This window comes from Geoglobus ahangari, assembly GCF_001006045.1.
GTDB classification, from domain to species: domain Archaea; phylum Halobacteriota; class Archaeoglobi; order Archaeoglobales; family Archaeoglobaceae; genus Geoglobus; species Geoglobus ahangari.
In genome coordinates this window covers 1604444-1621695 of the sequence record NZ_CP011267.1, presented here as the reverse complement: position 1 = coordinate 1621695, position 17252 = coordinate 1604444, and the positions used below count along the sequence as shown (strand labels likewise).

Genomic DNA, 17252 nt, shown 5'->3' with positions numbered 1-17252 from the left:
AACTTAAATTAACATAGTTTCAAAAGCTCGCTCGTGATAGAGCTCCAGATAAAAACAAAACTTCCAGAGAACTGTGCCCTTGGCCTCATTGCGGCAATGCAAGACGTCATAACGAAAGTTGAGGGCCTCACGGATGTTGGAGAGACAATAAAGGGTCTGTTTCAGGTTAAGGGAAAGAACGTGAGCCATGCGGTGGAGCATCTGCCCGAGATGTGCGACACGGTTCTCCTCTCGAGAGATGAGGCGAAGGTGCTGATAAAGGAGCACACCTGCATGGTCGCCCTGCCAATCGTCCAGTCGGGCTGCATACTGAGGAAGGCAGACATCAGCGACGGAGAGATTGTGTGGGACGTGATATGCGATGACGACTCGTTCAGAAGGCTGATGTCCAAGCTTGAAGAGTATGGAGTGGATTTCGACATAATATACAAGGGCAAGCCGTCCAAGACCGGAACCACGTACAGGGAAGAGGAGATTCTCAGGTATGCGCTGGAGAAGGGCTACTTCGACTACCCCAAGAAGATAAGGCTCGAGGAGATAGCGGAGCACTTCGGAATAGCCTCCTCAACACTCTCCGAAATTCTCAGGAGGGGGCAGAAGAAGATACTGGAGAAGTACTTCAAAGAAGTCCAAGAATGAATTCTGAAAGTCTGACCGCATCATCCCTGCTTTTCATCATTGTGTTTGTCTCCACCACCTCGCAGCCGGGGTAGGTGAAGAGATCTCCCTCCTGAACCACGAACACGTCCACGAGCCCTCCGTAAAAGTCGAGAACCCCCTTCGGGCTGACCTCATATCCAAGAGCTCTCAGAAACTTCCCTGCTGGCCCGCTTACAGGACTCGTTCCAACTACTGGAGAGATTGCGATGACCCTCTTCTCTTCCAGAGCCTCCCTCACGCCCCTTACCATGAGTATGGGGTTTATGCTCGTAACGGGGTTGCTCGGGCCTATTACAACAGCCTCACTCTCCTCTATCGCCTCGATCACACCCTCGGCAGGCCTTGCGTTCTCTATGCCCTTCACAACAACGTCCCTCACCTTGGGCTCGCCCTTCCTGACAACCCAGAACTCCTGAAAGTGCATCTCACCCTCGCTTGTTACTATGTGGGTCGACACCTCCTCCTCGCACATTGGGAGCACGGGCTGCTCCACTCCGTAAGCTCTCCTGAGCGCGTCGGTGGCCTCTTTCAGGCTCCCACCACTCCTCAAAACCTCGCTCCTCAGAATGTGCGTCGCTCTGTCGAGGTCGCCGATCATCATGCCCTCATCCAATCCAAGCTCTTTGAGTCGCTGGTGTGTGACGAAGGTGTCCCCGCGCACTCCCCACCACTTGCTCTCGTCAATTACCCCGGCAAGAGCGTAGATGACCGAGTCTATGTCCGGGCAGATCTTGTTTCCCGAAACCCACACATCCTCGGCCGTGTTCACTATCACGGCAAAGTCCGGGTTGACCTCCTTCATCCCCGTCAGAAGCTTCGGGGTGCCCGTGCCTCCTGAGAGTACTGCGAGCATCATGTTAAAGCCAGCACGGGAGAATAAAAACAATTTGAAAGGACTCGCATAGAAAGCAATATATTTTGAGAGTTCAACCCCTAATCCATGATTGCATACGGCAGATTCATCGCAAGAGGGGAGTTCTTCGAGGACTATTTTGAAATTGAAGGTGGCAAAGTCAGAATTGATGGTTTGAGCTTCGACGTTGAAGAGGTCAGGTTCCTCCCTCCCGTAACTCCCGAGAAGATTGTGGGCGTTGGTTTAAACTACAGGGATCACGCTGAGGAGCTCAAGATGGAGATCCCGAGCGAGCCGGCGCTTTTCATGAAGTCACCCTCATCAGTCATCGGGGATCGCGATTACATAGTGCTGCCCGAAAAGAGTGAGAGGGTGGACTACGAGGGTGAGCTTGCCGTGGTGATAGCGGAGAGGTGCAGGGACGTATCTCCAGAGGAGGCGAAGGAGTACATCCTCGGATACACGTGCTTCAACGACGTCACGGCCAGAGACCTACAGCAGGCCGGCTGGCAGTGGGGGATGGCCAAGTCCTTCGACACGTTCTCACCAATAGGGCCTTACGTGGTCACCGACCTCGACCCCTCCAGTCTGGGCATAAGGACATACCTAAATGGAAGGAAGGTTCAGGAGTCGAGCACGTCAAATCTGGTCTTCGACGTTTACCAGCTTGTATCCTACATCTCCTCGATAATGACGCTCAAGGAGGGTGATGTGATAACCACCGGCACACCTGCGGGTGTGGGCAAGCTTAATAAGGGCGATGAGGTTGTGGTCGAGATAGATGGCATAGGGAAACTCACCAACTACGTGAGGTGATCGGATGGAGAAGGAGTATCACGCTCAAAAGGTCGAGGAGAAGTGGGTTGAGAAGTGGAAAGATGAGATGTACTATTTTGACTGGAACTCCGAGAAGCCACATTTCATAATTGACACCCCTCCCCCCTATCCAACGGGCACGTTCCACATTGGAAACGCGCTGAACTGGTGCTACATAGACTTCATAGCCCGCTACAAGAGGATGAAGGGCTACGAGGTCATGTTCCCGCAGGGATGGGACTGCCACGGACTGCCCACCGAGGTCAAGGTTGAGGAGATGTACGGCATAAAGAAGAGCGACGTTCCGAGGGAGAAGTTCAGGGAGCTCTGCGTGAAGTTCACCGAGGAGAACATAGAGAAGATGAGGAGGACGATGAGGAGGCTGGGCTTCAGCATAGACTGGAGCAAGGAGTACATCACCATGTACCCCGAGTACTACAGGAAGACGCAGGTGAGCTTCGTCAGAATGTACAACAAGGGGCTGATCTATCGGGGGGAGCATCCCGTCATCCACTGCCCGAGGTGTGAGACGACCATAGCCCTCGCGGAGATCGAGTACAAGAGCGGGAAGACCAAGCTCAACTACATAAAGTTTGATGATGACGTCATAATCGCCACCACGAGGCCGGAGCTCATCCCGGCGTGTGTTGCAGTGGCTGTTCATCCTGAAGATGAGCGCTACAGGGATGTGGTCGGCAAGGTCGTGAGGGTGCCGGGTACGGGACATGAGGTTAAAGTCATCGCAGACGACGAGGTCGATCCGGAGTACGGCACTGGAATGGTGATGATCTGCACATTTGGTGACAGGCAGGACGTCAGGTGGTGGAAGAAGCACAAACTCGAGCTGAGGGACGTTCTTACAAGGGACGGCAGGCTCAACGAGAAGGCTGGCAAGTATCGGGGGCTCACAATACCGGAGGCGAGGGAGAAGATACTTGAGGACCTGAAGAGGGAGGGCAGGCTGCTCAGGCAGGAAGAGGTAGATCACAACGTTGGCGTTTGCTGGAGGTGCAAGACTCCCGTGGAAATTGTCGCGGAAAAGCAGTGGTTCGTTAAGATCGACAAGGAGAGGATTCTGGAGGAGGCGAGGAAGATAAAGTGGGTTCCGGAGCACATGTTCTCAAGGCTCGAGAGCTGGGTTGAGAGCATGGAGTGGGACTGGGTCATAAGCAGGCAGAGAGTCTTCGCCACACCAATCCCAGTCTGGTACTGCAAGAATTGTGGAGAGACGGTGGTTGCGAAGGAGGAGTGGCTGCCTGTCGACCCGACAAAGGACATGCCGAGGGAGCCGTGCCCCAAATGTAGAGGTACGGAGTTTGAGGGAGAGGATGATGTCCTCGACACATGGATGGACTCGAGCATAACACCGCTGGCGATAACAGGCTGGCCCGACGACCAGAAGGAGTACCCTACCCATCTAAGGCCTCAGGGTCACGACATAATCAGGACGTGGGCATTCTACACAATTCTGAGGAGCCTCGCCCTGACAGGCCAGATTCCTTGGTATGAGATAGTGATAAACGGGATGGTCCTCGGAGAGGATGGCAGGAAGATGAGCAAGAGCCTCGGCAACGTCATCTCTCCCGAGGAGGTCATTGAGAAGTACGGAGCAGACGCGATGAGGCAGTGGGCGGCGATAGGAGGAGTGATGGGCACGGACGTCATATTCAGCTGGAAGGAGGTCGTCGCGGCCTCAAGATTCCAGCAGAAGTTCTGGAGCATTCTGAGGTTTGCGATGCCACATCTTGAGGGCTACGTGCCCGAGGAGAGCCACAGGAAGTACCTGAGAGATGCGGACAGGTGGATACTCTCCAAGCTCAACAGGCTGATTGCCGAAGTTGACGGGGCGATGGGAGAGTACAACTTCAGCCAGGCCCTCAAGGCGATAAGGGGGTTCACATGGTACGAGTTCGCGGACAACTACATTGAGCTGGTCAAGAACAGGCTCTATTCCGGCACCGAGGAGGAGAAGATCCCTGCAAAGTACACGCTTCACAAGGTAATCTCTGCCCTCATAAGGATGCTCGCCCCGATAACGCCGTTCCTTGCGGAGGAGACGTGGCAGATATTCTCTGGCGAGGGCAGCGTCCACCTGCAGAGCTACCCTGAGGCTGACGAGTCGCTCATAGATGAGAGGGCAGAAAGGAGAGGCGAGCTGATAAAGAGCATAGTGGAGGCCGTGAGGAGGTACAAGCACGACAACGGCATAGCGCTCAACGCACCCCTCGGTAAGATGCTCGTCTTCACCAGCGAGGAGATAGACGTCAGGGATGTGGCTGGAGCTCTCAACGCTCAGGTTGAGCTGATAAGGGAGATGCCGGAGATTGAGACGAGGGTGGCAGAGTTGAAGCCCAAGTTCAGCATCCTCGGGCCGAAGTTCAGGGACAGGGTCAGGATGGTGCTTCAGGCCGTACAGAAGTTGAGCGAGGAGGAAATGTTAAAGCTTATAAAGGATGGCAGAGTTACAGTGGATGTGGGCGGAGAGAAGATCGAACTCGAAAAAGACTGGTTCGACGTGAGACTCGAGAAGGTTGTCAGCGGCAGGGATGTTGACGTTGTCGAGACCGAAAACGCCCTCATAATCATAGAGAAAGGTGAGTGAAATGGATGAGGAAAGGCTTAAGGAGTTGTTCTCCGGAGAAACAACCTTTCACCACATTTTGAAGTGCGTTCTCAACCTCACACCCTCAGAGATTGAGGTTTACCTTGCACTCCACCAGCACCCCAATGTGGGAGTGGACGAGCTGGCCCAGATTGTCGGGAAGGACAGGAGTGGGGTTTACAGGAGCCTGCAGTCGCTGATGGAGAAGGGACTCGTTGAGAGGGAGTACAGGATACTGAAGCACGGAGGATACAAGTACCTCTACGTGCCGATACCCATAGAAACGCTGAAGGAGAAGCTGAGGAACGAGCTCGAGAACTGGTTCAGGAAGCTTAACGAGGTTGTGGAGGAGTTCAGCCTCGAGCCCCAGCAGCCTGCCTGAGCTCTTCAAACTTTTTCTTGAGCATCACCGCATCCTCCTCGAGGTTAGGGCTCTCGCAGATCACCAGCCCGTCTGCGGAGTAGTCTGAAAGGGCCCTGAGGAGGTCGGTGAACCGGAAGTCCGACTCCCTGAGGTTGAGGTGCCTCTTCTCCCCCTTCGAGTCGTACTCTATCCCGCTGATGTGCACGTGCAGATCCCTCACCGCCTCGCTGCCCAGAGCGTTCTCCACAAGCTCGAGGGCCTTGAAGAACTCCTCGTAGCTGTTGAACTCCATCGTCCTTGCATGAATGTGGCTCACGTCTATGCACGGCAGGGTTAGATCGAGCTCGGCACAGAGGTTCACTATCTCCTCGAGCTCTCCGAACTGTTCCCTCTTTCCCGATGTTTCAGGCCTCAGAACGACGCCGAAAGCCCTTATTTCCTCCACGAGCTCCTCGAGTGCGTCCCTGACCCTCCTGAAAGCTTCATCTCTCGTCCTCTTCATGTAGTAGCCCGGGTGGAAGACGATGTTCCTCGCCCCCATTATGCTGCCGATCCTCGCCGACTCATAGAGGCGCTGAACGCTCTGCCTCACCTTAACCTCGCTGTCCGCGTTAAGGTTGATGTAGTACGGGGCGTGAACGCTCAGGGTGACGTTTAGAGAGCTCGCGACCATCCTGACCTGCTTCGCCGTCGCATCGCGCATCTTCACTCCCCTAACGAACTGAACCTCCATGCAGTCAAGGTTCAGCTCCCTTATTCTCTTTACCCCGTCGACCGTGCTCCGTCCGGGAGAAGAGTTCGGAACCCCTGCCGTTCCAAAGAGCATCGAAAAAAGTTTGGCGGGAAAAATAAAAACCTATTCCTCGACCGGAACGAACTTGGTTCCGTAGTAGATTATCCCGTCCTCCCCGTCCTCCCCGTACCTCCTGAATGCTGCCCTGACCCTCATTCCGATCCTCACATCCTCGGGATCGCAGACGATCTGGGAGGTCACCACAACGCCGCTGTCGAGCCTTATCAGGCCCACTATGTACGGCCTCTCCAGCTTCATGCTCTCCGGGGCGTCGTGAACGACGGAGTAGCTGAGGACAACTCCTGTATCCCCGAGCTCAACCTCAACTATGCTGCTCTTCCTCCTGCACTCGGGACAGAGGTTTCTCGGCGGGTAGAATGTTCTGCCGCAGTTCTCGCACTTGGTGCCAATCAGATTGTACCTGTACTTGATCTTCCTCCAGAACCTCGGAAGCATGAGCATCACCTCCTGAAAACCGAAACTACAGCAGTCGCTCCAGTGCCGCCAACATTCACGACCATTCCCCTCTCCGCGTCAACCTGCCTCTTGCCCGCGTCTCCCCTAAGCTGAAGTGCTATTTCAGCGGCCTGCCTTATCCCTGTCGCTCCTACAGCATGCCCACAGGCCTTTAGACCTCCTGAAGGGTTTACAGGAGTCCTACCTCCAAGTTCCACCTCACCCTCCCTCACGAGCTCGTGCCCTTTTCCTTTCTCCGCGATCCCGACATTTTCGTACAGCAGCATCTCGGTTATCGTGAAGGAGTCGTGCATCTCGAAAACCCCGATGTCCCTGAGCTCGCATCTGGCAAGCTTCAAGGCCTTCCTCGTCGCAACCCTAACGCTCCTCATCTCCAGCACGTCCTCCCTGTTCTGCAGGGCGAAGTAGTCGCTGGACTGCACGATGGAGTCGATGAAGACCGGCGTGTCTGTGTACTTCCTCGCCACGTCCTCGCTCGCGAGTATGATAACCGACGCACCATCGCTTATCGGAGCGGAGTCGAGGACCTTCAGGGGCTCGGCAACGTAGGGTGAGCTCAGCACCGCCTCCACACTTATCTCCCTCCTGAACTGGGCCTTCGGGTTGTGAACAGCATTTCTGTGATTTTTCACGCTGATCTTCGCCAGATCCTCCTCCGTGCTGCCGTACTCGTGCATGTGGAACCTCGCCATCATCGCGTACAGGCTGGCCAGCGTTGCGCCGTGGAATGCCTCCCACTCCTGATCGATGGACGAGTTCATTATCTCCATCGCCGAACCAACATCCGTGACCTTTTCCGCTCCTGCAGCTATGACTATGTCATGTATCCCGCTCGCTACAGCAATGTAAGCTTCTTTCAGGGCCACACCACCGCTCGCATCCCCGGCTTCAACCCTTATAGAGGGGATGTTTATCGACGCGAGTCCCGAATAGTCGGCTATCAGCGCGGCGATGTGCTCCTGAGCAAGGAACCTGCCGCCGCTCATGTTCCCAACGTACATCGCCTCAATCTCTCTCCCCTCGAGGTTCGCATCCTCTATGGCCTCAGTTCCCGCTGAGATGACGATGTCCCTGAAGCTCCTCTCCCAGAGCTCCCCGAACCTCGACATTCCAACTCCGATGATCGCCACTCTCCTCATGGAAATCACCCCATCCTGATCTTTCTCCTGAGCTTCGCGTACATGCCGTAGTCTATGTACACCTTCCTCTCTATCTTCTCCCAGACCTTAGGAGTCCTCTCGAAGCTCTCTATGTTCTCGGTTATCTCGACAATGAAGGCATCACTTCCAGCTCCGCTGCCGAAGGACGTGAGCAGTATCCTGTCTCCCGGCTTCGCGACATCCAGAACGGCAGCGAATCCGAGAAGCGACGAGCCAGAGTATGTGTTGCCTATGTACCTCACAACAAGCCCCTGCTCTATCTGCTTGCTGGAAAAACCAAGCATCCTCGCAACCCTCACGGGGAACTTTCCGTTTGGCATGTGGAACACAGCGTACGTGAAGTCCTCTGGAGTGAGGCTGTTCCTCTCCATGATCGTCTTGGCAGCGGTTGAGACGTGCCTGAAGTACGCGGGCTCTCCGGTGAACCTGCCCCCGTGGCTCGGGTAGGGCTGTCCCTCCCTCCTCCAGAAGTCGGGGGTGTCGGTCGTGAAGCTGAGCGTGTCCTTTATCTCGGCTATAACGTTCTCGTTCCCGATTATGAAGCCAGCTCCTCCGGCTGCAGCGGAGTACTCCAGCGGGTCTCCGGGGGCTCCCTGACTCGTGTCAGCGCCGATCGCGAGCCCATACCTAATCATCCCCGACTCGACCATCGCCATGCAGTTCTGTATTCCCGCACTTCCTGCCTTGCACGCGAACTCGAGGTCAGCGGAGTGGAAGAAGCTGTTTATCGCAAGAGCCTCCCCAACTATCGTCGCTGTAGGCTTTACCGCGTAGGGGTGGCTCTCGGAGCCGACGAATATCGCCCCTATCTCGTTCTTGTCTATCTTAGCCCTCCTCACCGCCTCCCTCGCGCATTCAACGGAAATTGTGACAGTATCCTCATCGATGTCAGGGACGCTCTTCTCGAATACACCGAGGCCGTTCTTGATCGCCTCGGCATTCTCTCCCCATATTCTCGCTATCTCCTCAGCCTTTATCCTGAACTTGGGAATGTACGTGCCGTACGAAACAATCCCGACCATCCTCACACCCCCAGACCCCTCAGCCGCTCCACAACCTCCTCCTCTTCAATCTCGGTTAAAATCAGGTCGATGCCCTCAATCTCGGCAATTTTAACGGCGAGTCTGTCAACCTTCTCCGAATTTAGTGGGTTGAGAATGACAACGGACGGCTTAAGGTTGGCAACCCTGACCGCAACCATCGGAGACCTGCCGGTGGAGACCTTGGTGAAGACGAGGGCCCTCTCGCTCGTGAGTCCGTACAGCCTGTAGAAGTCGTAGCTGCTCATCTCGAGAATCGCCTTCAGGCTGTCCACGACCGTGTGCCCCATCGCGCTTCTGCCAAAGTTCGTCATCAGTGCTCCATCCACGATGCTGGCCAGCTCCTTTGAGCTGCGGGGCTTGGAGTACTCCATTATGTCTATTATGACATCAAACTCCACCCCGAGCAGATCCTTGTATTTGGAGAGCGTCTTCCACCCCCTCTCCCTGTCTATCTCGATGAGCGTCTCCACGAGCTTCTTTATGAAGGCCGTTCCGGGGGACTTCCTTCTGTTGGACTCGTAATCGCTTATCACGGAGGGTGTTATCTCGAGCCTCTCGGCAAGCTCCTTCTGCGGGACGTCAAATATCGTTCGCCACTTCTTTATTGCATCTCCATAGCTATCCGAGAAAACTATGTTGCCCGCTATCAGCTCTGCGAACCTCTTGGCGAGAAAATCCATGGGGGTTTTTTATTTAGAGTGTATAAAAATTTTACGATCAGCGAATTAGTGTTCGTTTAAAAACGATTTCATGGCCTTGTAAATGATTTCCCCCATCTCGCTCAGGATCTCTCTGGCGGTATAAATGTTACCCATGTCCATCTCCGCAATCGCCCTCCCGACTATCCTGAGCAGGGTGTCGAGCGCATCGACATCAACCTCAACTGTCCCTTCGCTAAATCTTGCTCTCTCAAGCTTCTCGGCAAGCTCCCTCAACTCCTCAACTTCCACAAAAATTTTTATACCGAGTGGTTAAAAAATTTTCAAAAAACTCACGCTTCTCGGAGGTGATGGCCGTGAAGATATGGTACGTTGGCGCTTATGGGATCGTGTCCACCACTGCGATGCTCGGTGGCAAGCTCATAGAGAAGGGCAGGATGGAGACCACCGGGCTCGTCAGTGAGCTTCCGCAGTTCGAGGGTATCGAGAAGTACGCTCCTCTCAAATTCGAGTTTGGCGGTCACGAGGTAAGGAAGGTGGAGAACGCTTACGTGGCTTCACTGCAGCACTGGGAGCTCAACAGGCACTTCGAGCTCGACCAGCTTGAGGAGGTCAGGGAGGATCTCGAGAAGATAAGGGCAGAGAAGGGCACAGCCATCAACTGCGGAAAGGGTGTGCAGGCGCTCGGAGAGCTGGACGTGCTGGAGAACGAGGTGCAGACGCTCTCGGAGATAGTGGAGAGGCTTGAGAGAGACGTGAAGAGGTTCGCTGACAGCGAGACAGTCATGATAAACTCGGCCTCCACTGAGCCGATAATAAGGTACAACGAGAAGTACCACGACACCCTCGACGGCTTCGAGAAGATGATTGAGGAGAATGCAAAGGAGTACGCGTCTGCGAGCATGCTCTACGCCTACGTGGCGTTGAAGAACGGCATTCCGTACGGAAACTTCACACCAAGCGTTGGCTCCTCCTTACCGGCCCTCAAGGAGCTGGCGATTGAGAAGAAGGTGCCTCACGCAGGCAACGACGGAAAAACTGGAGAGACACTGGTCAAAACCACACTCGCGCCAATGTTCGCCTACAGGAACCTGAAGGTGCTGGGATGGATGAGCTACAACATCCTCGGAGATCTCGACGGGCTCGTGCTGAGCCACAAGGAGAACAAGGAGAGCAAGGTGATCAGCAAGGACAAGGTTCTCGAGAAGATCTACGGCTACTCACCGTTCAGCATAACCCAGATAGAGTACTTCCCGTCTCTCGCGGACAACAAGACTGCATTCGACTTCATACACTTCGAGGGGTTCCTCGGAAGGAAGATGAAGTTCTACTTCATCTGGGATGCGATAGATGCCATAGTCGCTGCTCCCCTCACCATAGACATCGCAAGATTCCTGCTGTTCGCGAAGAAGGAGGGGATGTACGGAGTCATAAAGGAGATGGGGTTCTTCTTCAAGAGCCCCATGGAGACGAGGAACGTTAACACCCACTCCCAGTTCGAGGAGCTTGTCAGGTGGTATCAGGAGAATGCCTGACTGCCCCTCTCACTTTTTCTTCATGCAAAGGTATATATAGGGTTTATAAAGGTCTTTAAATATGGCTACTGACTACAAAATTAAGATTGAGAATGTCGTCGCCTCAACCCAGATTGGCGAGAACATTGACCTGAACAAGATCGCGAGAGAGGTTAAGGATGCAGAATACAAGCCAAAGCAGTTTCCCGGACTTGTTCTGAGAATTAAGGAGCCGAAGGCTGCGGCTCTCGTTTTCAGAAGTGGCAAGGTCGTTTGCACCGGAAGTAAGAGTGTTGAAGACGCGAGGAGGGCTGTAAAGCAGGTTGTAAAGATAATCGGCAGTTTTGGCATCCCGGTTTACGAGGATCCCGAGGTGAAGGTTCAGAACATTGTGGCCTCTGCCGACCTCGGAGTTGACCTCAACCTCAACGCCATAGCCATCGGCCTGGGGCTTGAGAACATTGAGTACGAGCCGGAGCAGTTCCCGGGGCTCGTTTACAGGCTCAGAGATCCGAGGGTTGTGGTGCTTATATTTGGCTCCGGCAAGATGGTGGTAACCGGTGGAAAGAATCCCGAAGATGCGAGGAGGGCTGTTGAAAAGATAGCGGAGGAGCTCACGGCCTTAGGCCTTATGTAGCCAGTAGAGGTCATGACCTGGCCTTAGAGTGTAGACTCCGTCGAGGACGTATCCCTTTTCTTTTACAAATTCTACCTGATCCTTTGAGGTCACAACAACGTCGTAGCCGTCGTAGTACTTGCTGGAGAACGCCGTGGAGTGGTGCCGGAGGTACCACGGAAGCGGCCAGTAGTCATTTCCGGGAACGAAGACGAGAACCGAGCCGTTGTACTCGATTATCCTGTCCGCGAGCTTCTCCACATCCCTCTGGGCCTGAATGTATATGAGGTCGTGGTCGGTGTTGGTGCTGTCAACGTACGCGAGATACCCCGCCACTCCCGCCGTGATGAGGAGCAGAGACACGAAAACGAACCTCGCAGGCTTTCTGGTCAGATAGCCTGCGTAAAGGCTTCCGAAGAATGCCATTGGAGCAACAAGATGAACAAGGAGCCACGGAACCTTGTGGCTCAGCACGTGGTAGATCAGGAACGCGGTTGCAAGCCAGTAGAACGCGAACAGCTCTATCTCAGTTAGCTCCTTCCCCTTCACCCTCCTGACGAACTCGGGAATGCCTGCAAGCACCATGCCCAGTGGCAGAAACTCGTACTCGAGGATCATCTTGGAGTAGTAGTAGATGGGCTTCCAGTGGTCGTTTCTCTCGTGCATCTCGAACCAGTGTGCGAAGGAGTTGATGGTTGCCCTCTTCAGACCATCCATGTCCGAGAAGGCGGAGGTGTAGAGGAATGAGAACATGAAGAACGCGATGAGGAATGAAACGAGCAGGTGCTTGAGCGTGCTCATGCTCACGCCATAGTCCCTGTCGTGGAGCTTCCTGAAGAAGATGAAGGACAGAATCGTGCCGAGGTAGAGGTATCCGTTCTCCTTGGCAGTGACCATCACCGCAGCAAAGATCGAGGCGATGTAGATGTACCTCGCCCTCCCGGTTTGCCTGTAGGAGAAGTAGCTGTAAACCACCGCTATGAAGCTTGCAAGCACTATCACGTCGTTTCTCAGGTACCGGGAGTAGTAGAGGATTGAGGGAGAAAATAGGAGGATTGCTGCGAAGAGGTACGAGTTTTTGTAGAACCTCTCGAACCTGAGGGCGAAGAATATGCCGATTATGGAGAACACCACCGGGACGAGGCGGGCCGTGAACTTCGAGTCTCCGAGCACCGAGAAAACGCCCGCGGTTGCGAAGTACAGGAAGGGGCCGTGGTATGCAGGGTCGTAGCTGTAGCTGTGGTCCTTCATGAGGATGTAGCTGAGGTATCCGTGAATGCTCTCATCATGATCCATGGGCCTGTCGTCGAGCATGTAGAGCCTCGTCACCAGTGCTATGAGCAGGAAGGCGATGACGAGCTTTTTCATCGGGGTGAGTGGGCTGTGGTTGTAAAAAAGGTTTGCCATAAGCTTAAAATCCGGCATGTCCTAAGCGGGACATGGCTCTCAGGAGGGCTCTTCCGGTCATGGTCAGCTACTTCTTCATATCCATGGCGTTCGGCGTGCTCGCCTCTCCCTACTTCGGCAGCCTTTCCGTGCTCATGTCCCTGAGCGTGTTTGCTGGGGCAGCGCAGTTCATAGCCCTCAGAATGGTTGAGGAGAACGCGGACATCTGGCTGATAATCCTGACGACCCTCCTGATAAACTCGAGGCACCTCCTGATGTCCAGCGACATGTCCGGAATCTTCAGGGGGCTGAACCCCATCAAGAGAGCAGTAATGGCTTTCGGAATCACCGACGAGACGTTTGCAGTCGGAATATCAAGCGTCAAAGGCACGGGAGACTGGGGGTTTCAGGTGAGGCTGAACTTTCTCGCACTCTCGGCATGGGTGAGCGGAACAGCGTTTGGAATAGCCTTCGGCCAGCTGATACCGGAGAAAATCTACAGCATCCTCCCGTTCGGCCTGACTGCGATGTTCATAGCCATCCTGACTTCGAGCGTCAGGGGAATCAGCTACGCCGTCTCTGCAATAGTTGCGGGAGTGATAGCCGTGGTTATAGGGTCGAGCACCGGAATAATCTTTGCCGCTCTTGCAGGGATAGTGGCAGGAGGTGTGGCTGAGAGATGGACTGGCTGATTCTGATACTCGGAATGGCCGTCGTGACCTACCTGACGAGAGTCACGCCATTTTTCCTAAGCATAAGGGACAGCAGGTTCGTGAAGTACGTCCCACCAGCAGTGTTCTCCGCCCTCGTCTTCCCGGACGTGCTCAGCAGTCCTGAGAAGACCATCGCTGGTGCTCTCGTGTTTGCGGTGTGCATCAAAAACAGAGACCTGCTCCTCGCCTTCCTCGTCGGAACCTCAGCCCTCTATGTCCTGCAGCTGGTGTGAGTCCTTGTCCACGTACCTCCCTCTCAGCTCGATCTCCCTGAACCTCTCCATGACTTCGTCAAACTTCTCGTAGCTCGAGTATCCCTCGAGGAAGGCTCTCCACAGCTCCTCCCACCCATCAAACCCGGCCTTCAATGCCTCGTAGAAGACGTGTATGTCCACGCCCTTTGCCTCAAGCCTCTCGTCGTGGAAGGCGAGGCCGAAGTCTATGAAGTACACCACATCACCGCTCAGGATCATGTTCATCGGCGTGATGTCCCCGTGAATTATTCCGGCGGCATGTAACCTCGCAACGGCCTCGCCAATCTTCCTGCACACCTCTACATCCATGGCCTCCTTCACTGGAGTGCCTTTGATCCTCTCCATTACTATCCTGTCGCCCTCAACGTCGAGGACTATGGGTGTGGCCACACCAGCCCTCCTTGCAGCCGAGAGTATCCTCGCCTCGAGCGTGGTTCTCCTGCTGCGTATGATCTCGTCGAGCTCCCTGACCCTGTACCTCTTAGGAACCCTGACCTTCTCGACCCTGTCGTCGTAGATCCTGACCTCCGCCTCTCCGCCAAGGAATACCTCTACCACCTGACCTCTACCTCCTCTATCCTGAAGTCCGGGTTTATATGCGACTCCTCGACATCAACATCCATTCCGTGCCTGTGCATGAGCAGGCCGGTGTAGGCGATCATCGCCCCATTGTCTCCCATGTACTCCCTCGGCGGGGCGTGAAATTCCGCATTCCTGTCCTCACACATGATTCTGAGCATCTCCTGAAGCCTCGAGTTGGCACCAACGCCACCGACAAGCAGGCACTCATCTTTCTCTAAATAGGCCATCGCCCTCTCCGTAACCTCGACGAGCATCGCAAAGGCCGTTTCCTGAAGGCTGAACGCCACGTCCTCCCTCCTCTCACCCCTGTCGACGAGGTTCATGGCGTACGTAACGAGGCCGCTGAACGAGAAGTCCATCCCCTTAACAACGTATGGCATCTCGATGTACCTCTTCCCGTTCCTCGCAAGCTCTTCAACCCTCGGCCCACCCGGGTGAGGGAGGGTGAGGTGCCTCGCAAACTTGTCGAGCGCATTACCTATGCCTATGTCCAGCGTCTCTCCAAAGACCCTGTACCTGTTTCCCTTTCTGGCAATGACCTGACTGTTTCCACCGCTAACGTAAAGCGCGACCGGGTCTCTGGCCCCGGTCATCCACCTGCCAATCTCCACATGCGCCAAGCAGTGGTTCACGCCCACGAGCGGCTTCTTAAGCTTGAGGGCAATCGCCCTCGCAACTGTAGCGCCAATTCTGAGGCAAGGCCCCATTCCGGGGCCCTGAGAAAAGCATATGACGTCCAGATCCTCAGGAGAGACCTTCTCAAAAACTTTCCTCAGTACCTTTCCCGCGACCTCTGCGTGGTGCTGTGCAGCCTCTCTTGGGTGAATTCCTCCCTCCTTAGGCCTGTACGCATCTCCCGCTAAGGCGATTACTCCATCCTCGTCAACCACGCCAACGCTGAAGTTCCACGCGGTGCTCTCAATCCCGAGAGAGATCATTTCTTGAACTCAGTATACCCGCACCTTCCGCAGGTTCTCCTGTCCTTGTGCTCTGCGAGGAAAACTCCCTCGCCGCACCTCGGACAGAACTTCCTCGTTCTGACAACCTTGTCTCCCTTGATCTCGTAGAACTTTGACACGAGAACCTCACCCTTCTTGCCCTTCGCCATTACTCTCCACCCTCCTCAGACTCCTCGGAGAAGTTCCTCTTGAGAATGTAATCCTCCTCAACCGCCTTCATATCCTCTGGCGTTTCGTAGATGAGCGCATATCCCTCGGCCTCCATCTTGCCGAACTCCGGCTTCATCCACCTTATAACTAACCTGTCCTGAGTGGCGTTGAGAAGCCCTGACAGCTTCTCCCTCACTTCCTGCCTTGAAGGGGTTACCTTCGTGTCCTCATACTTCACCCTGAAGTAAACCTCCTTCCTCTTCAGCAGAGGATTATCCCTCTGTTTCTCAATCAGCAGCTCCATTCACCTCACCTCCGATGAGCATATCTCTAACCCTATCGTCTCCAACTTCCTCCATCTCCTCAACCATGCGGGATATTAGAACTTTACCCTCCTCGTCAACAGTGTAGGCCGCAATCCCCCTCGAGGGTATGCCGTACAGAATCACGCTCCCCTCAGGAAGCAGCAGGGCCAGCGGAAGGGCAGACATGTCCTCCTCTCCGTCCACAATCACGCAAGTCCTACCTGTAGATATCCCCTCCCTCAGCGCACGAACGAGCTCCTCTGTCACGTGCCCCTGAGGGTTCTCGACCCTGACGATCCTGTAATCCCTGAGAAACGCCATTATGTCCGACTCAAAGCTGTCTCCGAGCTCCCTTCGCTCGGTTTTGAAGTCTATGACCACGATGTCCGGCTCAAACCCGGCCTGAAACGTGAAGAGAGACACGAGATCCCCGATGGTTGCCAGAAGCTTCGCTTGCCTTATCTCCTCTATCCTCTTCACAAGCTCCGGGCCTCTGCCCTCGTAAAGCCTGCCAAACGGAACCGACAGCTCCTCCCTGAGCTTCTCGGTGACCCTCAGCATCTCAGCTCACTATTAGGGCGTATTTTCCCGCGTACTTGACCCCAAGCTTCTTCGCGACCTCACTCTTCTCCGGGTCAATGATCACAACGTATCCGTGCCACTCCTTTGTGAACTCCCTGCTCCCGCAGACCTTGCAGATCGTCGGCTCTTCGGTAATGTACCTGCACTTCTTGCAGGCGTACTCTACCATCACTCACCACTCTCCAGCTTCTTCTTATCCTCCTCAATCCACTTCAGCGCGCCAAGCCAGGGCTGCCTCATTGTTAAGCCGATCTTGCTCTTCTCGGGCTCCTTCTCCTTAAGTGAGAGGGCCACTATCCTCGCCCTTACCAGATCTCCCTCCTCAAGCGTCCTTTTCGTCTCCCTGCCAACGAGCCTCTTGTTCTTCTCGTCGAAGTTCAGGTAGTCGTCGGTTATCTGGCTCATGTGGAGAAGCCCGTCGAGCGGGCCGAGAGATACGAAGGCTCCGAACTCGACAATCTCGTTCACGACCCCCTCAACAACCTCCTGCATCAGGGGTTTGAAGGTGATGGCCGTGAAAACCACGTCAAAGTACACACCCCCGTCTCCCTCGATTATCTTGCCCTCTCCGATCTCGTCCACGCTCTCTATGCCGACGATCATGCCGTACTCCTTGTCCAGCATGCCCTCGAAGTTCTCCCACAGCAGTTCGTCGATTATCTGGCTTATGTCCTCGCCGAGCCTGTTCGGGGGAACCCTAACCGTGTCTCTAACCTTTATCCGTGCATACATGAGCATCACCAGAATATGTGGGGCAAAGGACA

General features: G+C 54.7%; 23 protein-coding genes. 8 read left to right on the top strand and 15 right to left on the bottom strand.

From position 1 onward, the window contains the following. Positions 1 to 33 precede the first annotated feature (33 nt). Positions 34 to 639: a helix-turn-helix domain-containing protein gene (locus GAH_RS09365; protein WP_048096352.1), complete on the top strand. Its 606-nt coding sequence runs from the start codon at positions 34 to 36 to the stop codon at positions 637 to 639. On the opposite strand, the gene cofD is transcribed toward GAH_RS09365, so the two are convergent. After that, on the bottom strand, positions 620 to 1516 hold the full coding sequence (cofD, locus tag GAH_RS09360; RefSeq protein WP_245604019.1) for a 2-phospho-L-lactate transferase: 897 nt from the start codon (positions 1514 to 1516) through the stop codon (positions 620 to 622). The genes GAH_RS09365 and cofD overlap by 20 nt on opposite strands. Positions 1517 to 1600: 84 nt before the next feature. Between cofD and GAH_RS09355 the strand changes: the two genes are divergently transcribed. The 3 genes from GAH_RS09355 to GAH_RS09345 are packed head-to-tail and all read left to right on the top strand — an operon-like array spanning position 1601 to position 5313. After that, on the top strand, positions 1601 to 2329 hold the full coding sequence (locus GAH_RS09355) for a fumarylacetoacetate hydrolase family protein (RefSeq protein ID WP_048096350.1): 729 nt from the start codon (positions 1601 to 1603) through the stop codon (positions 2327 to 2329). Positions 2330 to 2333: 4 nt separating this feature from the next. Next, complete coding sequence (locus tag GAH_RS09350) at positions 2334 to 4931, top strand: valine--tRNA ligase (RefSeq protein ID WP_048096348.1); 2598 nt, start codon at positions 2334 to 2336, stop codon at positions 4929 to 4931. A gap of 1 nt (position 4932) precedes the next feature. Next, complete coding sequence (locus GAH_RS09345) at positions 4933 to 5313, top strand: helix-turn-helix domain-containing protein (protein WP_048096347.1); 381 nt, start codon at positions 4933 to 4935, stop codon at positions 5311 to 5313. On the opposite strand, the gene GAH_RS09340 is transcribed toward GAH_RS09345, so the two are convergent. From GAH_RS09340 to GAH_RS09315, 6 genes are read right to left on the bottom strand one after another with little or no spacing between them, the layout of a single operon-like run. Continuing rightward, positions 5285 to 6121, bottom strand: coding sequence for a TIM barrel protein (locus tag GAH_RS09340; protein ID WP_156967452.1), 837 nt, complete (start codon positions 6119 to 6121; stop codon positions 5285 to 5287). The two genes, GAH_RS09345 and GAH_RS09340, sit on opposite strands and share 29 nt — an antisense overlap. A gap of 30 nt (positions 6122 to 6151) precedes the next feature. Continuing rightward, positions 6152 to 6544 (bottom strand): Zn-ribbon domain-containing OB-fold protein, encoded by a 393-nt coding sequence (locus GAH_RS09335; protein ID WP_048096879.1) that lies wholly within the window; start codon positions 6542 to 6544, stop codon positions 6152 to 6154. Between the two features lie 5 nt (positions 6545 to 6549). Continuing rightward, a complete protein-coding gene (locus GAH_RS09330) occupies positions 6550 to 7704 on the bottom strand; it encodes a thiolase domain-containing protein (RefSeq protein WP_048096344.1) in 1155 nt (384 codons plus the stop codon). A 5-nt stretch (positions 7705 to 7709) separates the two neighbouring features. Beyond that, positions 7710 to 8747, bottom strand: coding sequence for a hydroxymethylglutaryl-CoA synthase (locus tag GAH_RS09325; protein WP_048096878.1), 1038 nt, complete (start codon positions 8745 to 8747; stop codon positions 7710 to 7712). A gap of 2 nt (positions 8748 to 8749) precedes the next feature. Next, positions 8750 to 9448 (bottom strand): helix-turn-helix domain-containing protein, encoded by a 699-nt coding sequence (locus GAH_RS09320; protein ID WP_048096341.1) that lies wholly within the window; start codon positions 9446 to 9448, stop codon positions 8750 to 8752. A 45-nt stretch (positions 9449 to 9493) separates the two neighbouring features. Then, positions 9494 to 9718: a hypothetical protein gene (locus GAH_RS09315; RefSeq protein WP_048096339.1), complete on the bottom strand. Its 225-nt coding sequence runs from the start codon at positions 9716 to 9718 to the stop codon at positions 9494 to 9496. Positions 9719 to 9777: 59 nt separating this feature from the next. Between GAH_RS09315 and GAH_RS09310 the strand changes: the two genes are divergently transcribed. Both GAH_RS09310 and GAH_RS09305 read left to right on the top strand, forming a co-directional pair. Beyond that, on the top strand, positions 9778 to 10962 hold the full coding sequence (locus tag GAH_RS09310) for an inositol-3-phosphate synthase (protein WP_245604017.1): 1185 nt from the start codon (positions 9778 to 9780) through the stop codon (positions 10960 to 10962). Positions 10963 to 11023: 61 nt separating this feature from the next. Next, on the top strand, positions 11024 to 11578 hold the full coding sequence (locus tag GAH_RS09305) for a TATA-box-binding protein (RefSeq protein WP_048096338.1): 555 nt from the start codon (positions 11024 to 11026) through the stop codon (positions 11576 to 11578). Here the strand turns inward: GAH_RS09305 and GAH_RS09300 are convergent. After that, positions 11564 to 12925: a flippase activity-associated protein Agl23 gene (locus GAH_RS09300; RefSeq protein WP_048096876.1), complete on the bottom strand. Its 1362-nt coding sequence runs from the start codon at positions 12923 to 12925 to the stop codon at positions 11564 to 11566. The two genes, GAH_RS09305 and GAH_RS09300, sit on opposite strands and share 15 nt — an antisense overlap. 71 nt (positions 12926 to 12996) lie before the next feature. Between GAH_RS09300 and GAH_RS09295 the strand changes: the two genes are divergently transcribed. Next, positions 12997 to 13635, top strand: coding sequence for an AzlC family ABC transporter permease (locus tag GAH_RS09295; RefSeq protein ID WP_048096337.1), 639 nt, complete (start codon positions 12997 to 12999; stop codon positions 13633 to 13635). Further along, positions 13623 to 13889, top strand: a complete 267-nt coding sequence (locus GAH_RS09290) for an AzlD domain-containing protein (RefSeq protein ID WP_048096335.1) — start codon at positions 13623 to 13625, stop codon at positions 13887 to 13889. The genes GAH_RS09295 and GAH_RS09290 overlap by 13 nt, the downstream gene beginning before the upstream one ends. On the opposite strand, the gene GAH_RS09285 is transcribed toward GAH_RS09290, so the two are convergent. From GAH_RS09285 to rpoE, 7 genes are read right to left on the bottom strand one after another with little or no spacing between them, the layout of a single operon-like run. Continuing rightward, complete coding sequence (locus tag GAH_RS09285; RefSeq protein WP_048096334.1) at positions 13860 to 14468, bottom strand: Kae1-associated kinase Bud32; 609 nt, start codon at positions 14466 to 14468, stop codon at positions 13860 to 13862. The genes GAH_RS09290 and GAH_RS09285 overlap by 30 nt on opposite strands. Then, positions 14462 to 15430 (bottom strand): bifunctional N(6)-L-threonylcarbamoyladenine synthase/serine/threonine protein kinase, encoded by a 969-nt coding sequence (locus GAH_RS09280; protein ID WP_048096332.1) that lies wholly within the window; start codon positions 15428 to 15430, stop codon positions 14462 to 14464. The genes GAH_RS09285 and GAH_RS09280 overlap by 7 nt, the downstream gene beginning before the upstream one ends. Further along, positions 15427 to 15600 carry a 30S ribosomal protein S27ae gene (locus tag GAH_RS09275; protein WP_048096330.1) on the bottom strand — a complete coding sequence of 58 codons (174 nt, stop codon included), beginning with the start codon at positions 15598 to 15600 and terminating at the stop codon, positions 15427 to 15429. Before GAH_RS09275 ends, GAH_RS09280 begins: the two co-directional genes overlap by 4 nt. After that, positions 15600 to 15905 carry a 30S ribosomal protein S24e gene (locus tag GAH_RS09270; RefSeq protein WP_048096328.1) on the bottom strand — a complete coding sequence of 102 codons (306 nt, stop codon included), beginning with the start codon at positions 15903 to 15905 and terminating at the stop codon, positions 15600 to 15602. The genes GAH_RS09275 and GAH_RS09270 overlap by 1 nt, the downstream gene beginning before the upstream one ends. Continuing rightward, on the bottom strand, positions 15889 to 16467 hold the full coding sequence (locus tag GAH_RS09265) for a GTP-dependent dephospho-CoA kinase family protein (RefSeq protein WP_052747840.1): 579 nt from the start codon (positions 16465 to 16467) through the stop codon (positions 15889 to 15891). The genes GAH_RS09270 and GAH_RS09265 overlap by 17 nt, the downstream gene beginning before the upstream one ends. A 1-nt stretch (position 16468) precedes the next feature. Beyond that, positions 16469 to 16657, bottom strand: a complete 189-nt coding sequence (spt4, locus tag GAH_RS09260; protein ID WP_048096327.1) for a transcription elongation factor subunit Spt4 — start codon at positions 16655 to 16657, stop codon at positions 16469 to 16471. Next, entirely contained in the window at positions 16657 to 17220 is a 564-nt protein-coding gene (gene rpoE / locus GAH_RS09255; protein WP_048096874.1) for a DNA-directed RNA polymerase, read from the bottom strand. Before rpoE ends, spt4 begins: the two co-directional genes overlap by 1 nt. Positions 17221 to 17252 lie beyond the last annotated feature (32 nt).